Below are 11,540 nucleotides of genomic sequence, written 5' to 3' on the forward strand. Positions count from 1 at the left end.
TTTTTAAATGCTGCCGGAAATGATTACTGATAGTCTCCCATAAACCGGAGGGAAGATATTTCCACACCGCCACCACCGGAGTAGTTTTGCAGGATGACAAGCCGGAAGTAACGCATCGTGACTGCCGGCAACGGGAAAATGAACTCCGATCCGTTGTTCACCACCTCATAGTCGGCGCTGTTTAACTGCCCGTAAGGAAGACCGGAGGGTTTTACCAGTTCATATACGCCGCCCAGCTGCGTCCACGAACCGTCGAGCGCCCCGCTGGGATTGGGATTCATGCTGCCATACACTTTAAAGAAACGCAGGGTACCGTTCCTGAACTCCGCTCCTCCGTTTTGCCGCATCCAGTATCTGAAGCGGCTGAGTACCACGGGGCGGCCGAAATCGATGGTCACCCGCGCAGGAACGGAATCATTCGGACCAGAGACACCGTAAAAGGCGTAGTCGCCCGATTTGTACGGATTGGTGAGCGGCACATTAAGATCTGTACCGCAGCATGCCGTCTGATCACCCGGCAACACCAACGCTTTCATCCTGGTACGATCAAGCTCGGTTTCCGTCATCGAGTTCACTTTCGTCCAAACAGTGTCCGATACGTTTCCCCACCGGTCCCGCACGAAAGCGCCGAATTTCCGCTCCTTTGCGGAGAAGCCTCTCACCGAGAAATTGCCGGAGGTATCCTTCGTGTAATTCGTATAGATGTATTCCGCCTTGCCGATCGTATCTACCAGCGCCACCACGGCGATGTCGCTGCCGGTAACATTCCGGAAGGAGATATTGGCCCCGCCGAAATCACCCACGATCTGCAGGGAAGACTTCACGTCCAGATAAGGGGGTGTTTGCGGATGGACCGTCACTTCAACAGGGTCTGATTTTATTTCGCTGCGGCTCACGGCATATAGCGTCACTTTATACTCGCCCGCCTTTTCAAAGCCCATGACCTTTAAAGTATCTGTATAGTACGATGCTTTTACCTGTTGCCCTGTTTTTGGGTTGATCTTAAAATCCGCCTGCACATACAGTATTTCCGGGTCTGCCGGGATATCATATACAATGAAAGCGCCGCCCGGGAAATTATTTACCCGCACATGCGTGACCACCGGAGGCTTTCTGTCACTTTTATAAATCGGCTCCATATTGGTGCCTGTTTGTTTCTGGCAGGAATGAGCGACTATCATTGCCAGCGTCAGTATATTTAACAATAAGTGTTTTTTCATTTTTTTCTATTTTGACAGATAACAGAGCTGTTGCCGATCCCCTTCCGCACTTTACCACAGCGGGTTCTGCACCAGGTTACCGTTCACATAAAGATTGTATTGCCGGATAGGCGCCAGGAAATCCTTATAGGTATTGCGTGGCTGATAGATGGACCTTACTTTGTAAAAGGCAGCGGGCGTACGCTGCATCACATCCCATCCTGTGATGGGCCTGTTCATCAGGTCCAACCGTTTCCACCGGCGCATATTCCAGTAGTTCTCTCCTTCGAAAATGAACTCAATCATTGTTTCCTGCTGAATGATGCTTCTCAGTCCTTCTACGGTAGAAGGCTTGGCCGCGTTCCGTGAGTGTGCCGCCCATGACTGTACCACTCCATCCAGGCCGGCGCGGCGACGGACCTCATCAATGTATTGGTACGCCCTGGCTGATGGCCCTTCTGATTCATTGAGCGCCTCTGCGTACATCAGGTACAGCGCACTCAAACGAATAGCCGGCCACAGGTAGGCATCCGCGGTATAGGAACCGCCGTCGCCGGAGGTTTTCCAGCTGACCAGCTTTTTGGGCCAGTAGCCGGTAAACGAATACCTTGACAGAGAGTTGGCGGAAGAAGAGCCCCACATGGTATTTATGTACAACAGGTTGTCTTCATTAGGTCTTTGTTTGATAAAATAAGAAGAGCCGTCAAAGGCCAGGTCTGCATAAAAACGGTACTCCCTGTTCATATTGAAATACGACGTGGTGTAGTTCGGCTTTAAAATACTCCGCATCGTGGCTGGCACCGTCACCAGCTTCGTATATCTGTTGGCGTAGTCCCAGTGAATGTCTTCTTCAATAGGTACGCCGTTCGCCGTATAAAATATTTCACAGGCGTTCATGTTCGCCGCCCACAAGGCATAGGTATAGGAATACACGTCGTTCCGGGGAGCGCATTCCCGCTGAAGCTCCGTTGTGGTGGAGTGTGCGAAGCCCCAGATACACTCCTGGTTCCAGTCTTCTGTGACAGCACACCGGATGTCCATACATTTCTTCGTAGTATCGCTGATGTTATTCAGATCGAAAGGCTTTTGGAAATAATACAGCTGAAAGCCGGCGTTATTGGCTGCTACGATAGCATCATGACAGGCCAGGACCGCCTTCTGCCATTTCGATTTATCGAACGTGGTGTTCACCAAAACCTGGCCGTCTTTATTCTGTAGTCCTGCATAGTCGGCATTTCCATTGAAAAGCGGACTCGCATTCAGCACCAGGGCATACGCCTTGACTGCCAGCGCTATGGGTACTGTGATCCGTCCCAGTTCCTCCCGCTGGTTATTAATGACGGAAGGTAAATCCGGAACGGCTTCATCTGTCAGCTGTACAATATAGGCCGCCACTTCATCTACAGGATCTCGTTTTACCTTTACGGCTTCTACATCAGCGGAGACAGGGATATTGTTTTTCATGATGGGAACCGGGCCATACATCCGTAGCATCAGGAAATGGTAATACGCCTTCAGCACTTTCACTTCCGCTATCCATCTTTTTCTTTCCGCCTCCTGTATATCCGGCACTTTGCCAATATTTTCCAGGAAGATATTACAGGTGCGCATGGCGGTGAACATGGCCACCCCGCCGTTATCGCCGTCCCAATAGTTGGCAATTGGCTTTACGATATTCTGGTAGTCGTAACAGAGCTGCATGATGGCATCCGGTATGCCCGGCGCCTGCGAACCCGGATATGGTGATGCTATCTCGCGTGATCCCAGGAAAGTATAATTATCGCTGACACTACCTAACGGCGGCAGGTAGGAATAGCAGGTAAACAAATATTTTTTGGCGGTGGCTCGCATCTGGAATGCCTGGTCTACTGTGGGCACATTGTCCGGTATGATATCCAGGAATTTCGAGCAGGCGCTGCTACAGGTGATCACCATTCCCAGCAGTATTATCTTAATGATCTTCATACTCATTTTTTTTTCGCTGTTAGTTATTTAAATGAACAGGTCACGCCTGCGTTAAATATCCGTTGAATGGGATATCCCAGGCCGTTACCGCCCATTTCCACGTCCCACAGGTTAAACTTGCTGAATGTAAACAGGTTGGTGCCGTTCAGGTAAAGCCTGGCATTGGCCAGCCGCAGTCTCTTCATCAGCGTGGCGGGCAGCGTATACCCGATTTCTACCGACTTGATACGCAGCAATGCACCGTTGCGCATAAACCAGGTACTGGGCTGGTTATTGTTATCAATAGCGCTGGTGCTCAACCTGGGCCACAGCGCGTAGATGTTCTGGTTATCTTCGCTCCAGTGATTGTCGGCCCATACTTTCAGCAGCTGACGCTGGTCTTTGATAAACGGGGATGTGGCCTCGGCATCGATCCAGAACGACTCGCGTGCCAGACCCTGAAAGAAAATATTAAAATCAAAACGGTCATAGCCAGAGGACAACCCGAAGCCATATACGATTTCCGGGGTGGTGGGGAAACCTATGGGACACATATCCATCTCCGTGATCTGGCCGTCGCCGTTCACATCGCGGTATTTGATGTCACCGCCGCCATATACGCCGAAACTTTGTTTGGGGGAGTTCTTCGCATCCAGGTCGTCCACAAACAGTCTTTCCGCTATATATCCCCACTGTTGCGACAGGGAATGCCCCAGGTGCGATTTATTTTTTTCCGGGTACGCCGGTTCTTCATATACCTCAAACCGGCTGGTGGCATAGGTGAAATTGGCCATCGCCTTGGCCCACCATTGATGGGTGATCTGGTGCGTATAGTCCATCGCCAGGTCCACGCCACGCGCGGAAGCTTTACCAACGTTGGCGCTCAGACCGGCCGACAGGCCCATAGTAGTAGGGATAGAAGAACGGGGCATCAGGATGTTGGACCGTTTTTCGGTATATACATCTACCTCCAGGTTCAACCGGTCGAAGAAAGAGGCTTCAAAGCCGACGTTGGTTTTCGCGGCTTTTTCCCAGGTAATATCGAAGTTGGCATACCGCGAGATATCAACACCGCTAAGGTTGTAGTTTTTCAGCGTTCCAAATGACATCCCTCTTTTGCTGCTGTTCATGTCCACGTTGGACAGGTAGAAGAACCGGTCGTCCGGGCTGCCGATGGCATCGTTGCCTACCAGGCCGTAAGTGGCCCTTAACTTCAGCTTGCTGACCACCCGCTTCCACCGCTCCCAATACGCTTCGTTAGACACGGTATAGGCGATACCGGCAGATGGGAAGAAGCCAAAACGATGCGTCTTGTAGAACCGCTCCGAGCCGTTGTAGCCGAAGTTAAACTCGACGGCGTACCTGTTGTCATACAGGTAGGTAGCGCGTCCGGACAATCCCAGGTTCCTGAAGGGAAGGGAATTCTGAAGGCTGCCGGCGTTGCCTGTCAGGCTGTTCTTGGCGATGCCCACCAGCGTTCCGCTGAGACCATGCACCTTGTTAAAGGTCCTGCGGTAGTCAACGGCCAGCTCGCCGTAAAAATCAGACGACAACGTTTTGTCGCCCTCCGTGTAATTGAGATATTCAGTACCGGCAGGAGCTTCCGATTGTCCGGCTTCCTGGTTAATAGCTTTCAGCGAATACCCTTTGCTCACATAGTCATAGTTGTAGGCAACGTAAAAGAACGGACTATAGGCACGTGACACAGAGAAATAAGCGTTGCGCTGTATGTTGAGCAAGCCGCGGACCGACAGCCCTTCGGTAATAAAAGACAGCTTTTGGTTCAACGCCAGCTGCGCATTGATGGCAGACCTGTTGAACTGCCTGTACCCTTTCTGCAGATCGGCATACGGGTTATTGTACTTACCGTCCGCAGCGTTGCCAAACATGATGTGCCGCACATATTTTGTTTCCTCCGTAGGTTCGTAGTAGGCCGGGAACAGTACCGGGTTGGACTGCATGATCTGCTTATAGATCTCCTCTCCTCCTTTGATGGGGCCGGAATAATCATCGAAACTGCCGGAGATACGTACGATCATTTCCGTAGACGGCGTCAGATTGACGTTAACATTACTTCGGATGGAATACGATTTTAGTTTGGAATTGCTGTTAAAATTGCTTTTCCGATCTGTTTTTAATATCCCGTTGTCCATATTCATAGCGCCTGAAACATAGTACCGGGCTATTTTTCCGCCACCGTTTACGGACAGGTTGTAACGCTGGTTGATCGCAGCGTTGCGCAACAGCATCTGTTGCCAGTCAGTAGCAGGAAATACCACAGGGTCGATACCATTGCGGGTGTTCTCTATCTTATCTTTAGAATACAGGAGGCCGCCCAGCGGGTTTCTGGTCAGCACAGCTTCATTGGCCAGCTCCATATAGGTGACCGGATCTGCCAGCTGCACGTTCCGGGTGGAGCGGGACATGGAAGTTTCCGCCCGGAAGGACAGATTGGCGCTGCCTTCCTTTCCTTCTTTGGTGGTGATGAGGATAACGCCGTTGGCGCCTTTGGAGCCGTACAACGCGGTAGCCGTAGCGTCTTTCATAATGGAAAAGCTCGCGATGTCATCCACCTGCAGGCGCGCCAGGTCTGTTGTGGACGCCTGAATATTATCGATGAGGATCAGGGGTGACTTCCGGTAGCCAAAGGTGGTAACGCCCCTTACAAAAAAATCCGCGTTATCGAAACCGGGTTCACCACTGCGCTGAAAGGCGATCACGCCGGCCAGCTTACCCGCCAGCGCATTCGTCAGGTTGCTGCTCGGGATCTTCAGTTCGGCAGGTTTAATGGACGTCACTGCACCTACCACTTCTGTCTTTTTTTGTTTCCCGTGGGCTACCACTACCACCTCTTCTACTTTCGACTGCTGACGTTTAAGCACGATCCGCATAGGCCCGGCAGCCTGCACGATGACCTCCAGCGGTTCATACCCGATAAATGACACCGTGAGCACCACACCGGCGCGCGGCACCTGGATAGAAAAATGACCGATAGCATCCGTCGTCACGCCTTTGGAAGTGCCTTTCAGTTTTACGGTCGCACCCGGCAGCGGTGTACCATCTTCCCCTACTACCATACCGGTCACATCGACCGCCAGCCGAGCGGTGGCCGCTGTCGAATCCCTTCCTTCCGATGCCGTTGCCGTAATCATAATTCTGTTTTTCGAGATGGCATAGGTCAACGGCAGGTCTTTTAGACAGGCTTTCAGCGCATCTGCCAGTGGGGTATTACGCAAGTCAACGCTGATACCGCCGGCGTTGTTCAGCAGGGCATCCTCATAAAAAAAACGGTACCCCGTTTGCCGGTTGATCTCCTTCAACACTGTCTTCAGCGACACATTTTTCTCCGACAGCGTAATGGTCTGGCTAAAGCCCGTGGCGCTGGTCTGCATACAAAAACAGAGCAGGCTGAAAGCGGCAAACTTCATCCGCAACAAATGCCTGGTAAATGTTTTACATCGTGGATGGGTAAGGAAATGTCCTCTTAGGTTCATACATACGTTTTTCATCAACTCATTTTTTTGAGTTGCTTAGGGTAAAAGAATCGCGGTTTAGCGCATATAATTCCGCATCCGGCTGACGATCCGGATGGTTGGCCCGCATACGGTCACTCCGGCTGACACACGGAGCACCGGTAAGGGTGGATTTTGGTGATATTGATTATTGTATTACGACTATTTTCCGATCGTTTAGCTTATACCTGACGCCGGCTGCCTGCATAAAGTCCAGGATTTCTGTTATACTTTCATTTCGGTTGATAATTCCTGTAAAACGTTTGGCGCTTACCGGGCCTTCATAGGAGACTTCCACATCATACCAACGGCAGACCTGGCGCATAATTTCAGGCAGAGTAAGGCTGTTGAAAACAAAGTTTCCGTCTTTCCATGCCATCACCTCTTCCAGGTCTGCCTGGCGGCTGACGGTAGCCTTTCCGGCTGTCAGGACTGCCTGCTGGCCGGGGCGCAACAGCACGCTGTCCGCCCGGGCGGCCACTTTTACCGCTCCTTCCAGCAAGGTGACGCGCAGCCCATTATTATCCGTATAACCGTTTACGTTAAATTTTGTACCGAGAACGCTGATCTCCGATTCCGGTGCTTTTACGCGGAAAGGCGTCCTGTCCTTTTGTATCTCAAAATACACTTCCCCGGTTACTTCCACCTGCCTGCCCTCTTTTGGGAAGGCCACCGGAAAACGGATGGAAGATTCCGCATTCAACAGCGCCGTGCTGCCGTCCGGCAGTGTAAGCAGGAATGTTTCCCCTTTGGGGGTGGTTATTTTATGCCAGGGCATTTTATTGCTTTCGTTTACCAGCGCGTTGTACACCAGGTTACCATTGCCCTGTTTCATGCTCACGGTGTTTCCCTGCAGGGTAACAACGCCCTTCCCGGAGCTGTCCAGTTCTATACTGGCGCCGTCTGACAACGTAAGGAGCACCTTATTTTTTTTCAGGCCGGCAGCAGCGTGTTGCACCGGCTTTTCCTGGTAGCCATCGTACCACCACCCTCCCGCTAACATGATGGGAAGCAGGATGGCTGCCGCCGCCCTCCACCATTTGTGAAGAGCCGCACTGCGCTGCTCCTGCTGCTTCACCCGTTCCGTGATACGCCGGTACATTGCCTCGCGGCCCGACGGGGAACTGAGGTTGTCAAAAACGCCGGATGACAGGTGCCCCTCTATCTCTGTATGCAGCATGTCGTCATGAGCAGACGGCAAACTACCAGGCAGCCTGGCCTTTAGCCATCTCCTTGCTTTACGCTGAAATTGATGCATATGTTGTGGTGACCAGTACTGTTGTAGCTGATTCAGTATATAAAGACACGCGACAAAAAAAAATGTACCAGTGGGGAGATTACTGTAAGGCGAGAAATATTATCACAAAAAGCAAGGTTTGTTCATCGGCATGGTCATGGAGGTATTCCCGAACGGATTGTACCGCCCTGGACAGGTGGTTTCTAACGGTATTCCTGGACAGTCCCAGTTGTATGGCCACTTCACCCAACCGCATGCCCTGTAGCTGGTTGAGCTGATATACTTCCCGCTGCCGGGGCGGCAGGCTATCGATGGCATGTAAAACAAGGCTGCGGGATTCTTTAAGCACATATTCGCTTTCCGGCGAACGGAGATTCTCGGTTTCTGCTGAAAAAAGTTGCTGAAGATATTTTTTTTCCGTTTTGAGGCGCCGCAGCTCATTGATGATCCGGTTCCGGGAGATAATAAAGATATAGTCTGCGATGCTCTTCAACGCAGGCAGTGAAGCTCTTTTAAGCCATATCTTCACAAATACGTCCTGTACTATTTCTTCAGACAGATGGGGAGATTTTGTGTAGGTGTAGGCAACACCGTAGATCCTGTCGGCAAAGGTATCAAACAGCTGGCGGAAGGCATGCTCGTTACCACCAGCCACCTGTTCTAAAAGCAGCGTACTGCAAACGGGCATTGTGTTTGAGGACATCATACTAAACGAGGAATTGTGTAAAAAAAGAGATCTGTCTAAAAGTAAAGAAACAATGCAGATGTGTACCCGGACGATCAAAAAAGCATCGTAATTAGACAATATCGCGGTACAATTACGCGTATAGAAAATATTAAAAGACCAGTCCGCTCATATAATTCCCGTTAACCTGTTAAACAATGCACTGAACACCTGTTTTGCCACGTTGTTTGGCAACAGGAGCGCCTAGGCTGATGAATATTGAACCCCTGGCGTATAGGATACAGGGGAACTAAAAAGGTTACACCACACGATAGCCGTGGTGTAACCTTTCCTTTTTTCATGCATGGTAGTTGATCGACGGATTAATGATACAGGTAATTTAATGCAATGATATCATTGGCATTAAAGGTACGGTTACCACCGTTGGAGCAGGACAGCATCCAGGAGTTGGCATCCGGATAGCTGGGAGTGCCCGGCAGGTATACAGCGCCTACCCCGCCATCGCCTTCGTCTATCGGGTCGCCGCCGCAGCTGTAGGAACGGTCCATATAGTCCGTATGGCGCATGCCGATGCAGTGTCCTATTTCATGCTGGATCACAGAGCCTACGTACTGTACGTTCGGGTTGCTGCCGTAGGCATACGGGTGGGTGTTCATCTCTATAAGGTCAAAAGGATCGCCGGCATCGGTAGGGAAACCGGATGACCCCAAAGTAATATAACCACCAACAGGCCCTTCATAGAAACCCTGGATGGTGATATCTGCGCTACCGCTGGTAACACGCTGAAACCGGAGGCTCAGGTTTAACGCGTTGTAACGCTGGATGGCCAGATCGGTGCCTTGTACAAAGGCGGTGCCTAAACCGGTGACCTTCACGGTGATCACGCGCGGCAGGCTGACTACCAGGTTATTGGTGGAATACTGTTCTGTTTTGGCAACTCTTACTTTATTGATGGGGGTTTTCTTACTGAGGTCTTTTGTGCTCAGGAAAATATCTCCTTCTACGAGGTAGCCGCCTTTTACAGCATGTACGTTCCTGGTACTAAAACCTTTCGCTTTGATCTGTGCCAGCACCTCATTGGAGACATCGGGTTTTTCAGTACTGCTTTGTTTATTGTCTTTCTGGCATGAAGTGAAGATCGAACCCGCCAGCAGGCAGATCAGTAAAAAGAATGCTTGATTTTTCATCGGTTAAGATTTTGGGTTTTGGATTTTAGATTTGCTATCGTGTTTGCATGAAAAAACAGGGTCCCTATAGCTGTATTTCACAGCTAACGTTTTAATGTACTCGTAATAAGAAGACCGGCGAGCTTTGGTTACTCACCTGTGAATAACACCATCACCATCGTGATTATTCTCATATGCACGTTCAGCAGTTGTTTCCAATATGTCAGGTTGAAAATGCGGGTTATTCAGATTTGCTTAAAGATTATGGCTCTGCGATCGGGTTTTCTATCGTGTCTGTTTGTCAATATTACAGCTTTATTCCTATTGAAAAAAAATATTTTAAAAACAGGAAATGTTTTTCCAAGGTAATTAAATAGCAGCAGTCCGAACTATTTTATAAATCCGTTTAAGCGGATTTTAATAGATTTTTAAGCACATTTTAATTCCGCTATAAATCCGTATACAGCAGGCGAATTTTGCGTATTCATAAAACGAGGTCATCTCCAGGTAATAAAATTACCCGAAGACAACCTCGCTTTTATTTCGATACTTTTCCGGGACCTGTCTAAGCAAGTGCGGCTGCTACTTTTTGCTTAACCGGTGGCACCGGCAGCTTTACGCCCAGGAAAGCCGCATAGTAATCAAGGCCATGCTGAGGAAGTACCTGGCCAAGCCAGTCTGTGATACTGTTCTCGGTAAGATCAGGATTCAGGTCAGTCGGGAAGACAATGTAGTTGTTCTTTATTGGCTGTACGTAGCCATTCTTCGCGAATATACCCGCAATGGCCATATAGGCATCATGCAGTGTAAGATTCGGTCCGTTGAGGGTAATGGTTTTGGGATTAAAGGCAACCGTAATCTTATTTGCATCCGGTGTTTTAGGCGCAAACGTATTGCTGGTATAAACAAGCCCGGTAAATACAGGAAACTTGGGAACCATGTCATTCTGATTCTCGTAGTGCCATGCTGTTGACAGCTTGTTATCCAGGTCGAGCGCGAAATCGGCATTTCCGGAAGCAGGCGCGGCAAAAGTAAACAGAGAAACATTGGAAGTGGAAAGGTTCCTGTCTAACAGCATTTGTACAAAATAGGAGGCAAATACGTTGGCTATATTTCCGCCAAGGCTATGTCCTGCAATGATCAGGCTATTGCCGGCTTCGATCGCATGGGTTAAGAGATACTCGCCAATGCATTTGCCAGACCCCAGCGAATCTTCCATGAAAAGCAGGTTGGTGAAGGCAATATAAGCTCCTGCGGCAATCAGGGGCTTTTGGGTAGTGGGGGCATAAGGCCAGCTTAACATCACAATCGCATTCAGGTCTTCCAGTATCCAGTTTGCGAAGGTATCCCAGCTTTTAAACCCGTCGAAAACGGACCCGCGGATGACCAGGGCATACTTTTTTTCGGAAGCATTAAACGCAATATATGCGTAGTTGTCGTCGATAGTCGGTTTTCCGTTCCAGACTACCTGCCAGCCGGGCATGAGGGTACTCATGTCTTTAACAACATTCACATCAAGCGCCAGGGAGCAAAGTTGTACGGCTACTTTTGCATCTGCGGGTTGCCCACCGTTGTTGGATTGGGCGGTTGTTTGGGAAGTTTTGGATTCCATAGTGATGGTATTTGAGGGTGAAATAAAAAATGGTTAAGCGTCCGGATAGTTACTTTGAGTGTTGTAATTTAGTAAAATTATTTGGTTTCCTAACATCTCCTTTATTAATATTTCCGGACTTACCCGGATGGCTCAACCTGGCTCAAGCCCCAAAGCACAGCATCCCTGTGCAACGTATTGCACAG

7 protein-coding genes are annotated in these 11,540 nt (G+C 49.8%); all 7 read right to left on the reverse strand.

What is annotated here, in order from left to right:
• Positions 1–23: 23 nt before the first annotated feature.
• The 7 genes from HF324_RS21900 to HF324_RS21930 all read right to left on the reverse strand — a co-directional run bounded on the left by HF324_RS21900 (position 24) and on the right by HF324_RS21930 (position 11,355).
• Positions 24–1,220 (reverse strand): DUF4959 domain-containing protein, encoded by a 1,197-nt coding sequence (locus HF324_RS21900; RefSeq protein ID WP_168860830.1) that lies wholly within the window; start codon positions 1,218–1,220, stop codon positions 24–26.
• A gap of 51 nt (positions 1,221–1,271) precedes the next feature.
• Positions 1,272–3,164, reverse strand: coding sequence for a RagB/SusD family nutrient uptake outer membrane protein (locus tag HF324_RS21905; protein ID WP_168860831.1), 1,893 nt, complete (start codon positions 3,162–3,164; stop codon positions 1,272–1,274).
• 23 nt (positions 3,165–3,187) lie between these two features.
• Entirely contained in the window at positions 3,188–6,637 is a 3,450-nt protein-coding gene (locus tag HF324_RS21910; RefSeq protein WP_168860832.1) for a TonB-dependent receptor, read from the reverse strand.
• Between the two features lie 166 nt (positions 6,638–6,803).
• Positions 6,804–7,913 (reverse strand): FecR family protein, encoded by a 1,110-nt coding sequence (locus HF324_RS21915; protein WP_168860833.1) that lies wholly within the window; start codon positions 7,911–7,913, stop codon positions 6,804–6,806.
• A 79-nt stretch (positions 7,914–7,992) separates the two neighbouring features.
• A complete protein-coding gene (locus HF324_RS21920; RefSeq protein WP_168804546.1) occupies positions 7,993–8,598 on the reverse strand; it encodes an RNA polymerase sigma factor in 606 nt (201 codons plus the stop codon).
• Between the two features lie 341 nt (positions 8,599–8,939).
• On the reverse strand, positions 8,940–9,764 hold the full coding sequence (locus HF324_RS21925; RefSeq protein WP_168804547.1) for a M57 family metalloprotease: 825 nt from the start codon (positions 9,762–9,764) through the stop codon (positions 8,940–8,942).
• A 544-nt stretch (positions 9,765–10,308) separates the two neighbouring features.
• On the reverse strand, positions 10,309–11,355 hold the full coding sequence (locus HF324_RS21930) for a lipase family protein (RefSeq protein WP_168804548.1): 1,047 nt from the start codon (positions 11,353–11,355) through the stop codon (positions 10,309–10,311).
• Between the last annotated feature and the right edge of the window lie 185 nt (positions 11,356–11,540).

It is taken from the genome of Chitinophaga oryzae, assembly GCF_012516375.2.
Taxonomy (GTDB): Bacteria; Bacteroidota; Bacteroidia; order Chitinophagales; family Chitinophagaceae; genus Chitinophaga; species Chitinophaga oryzae.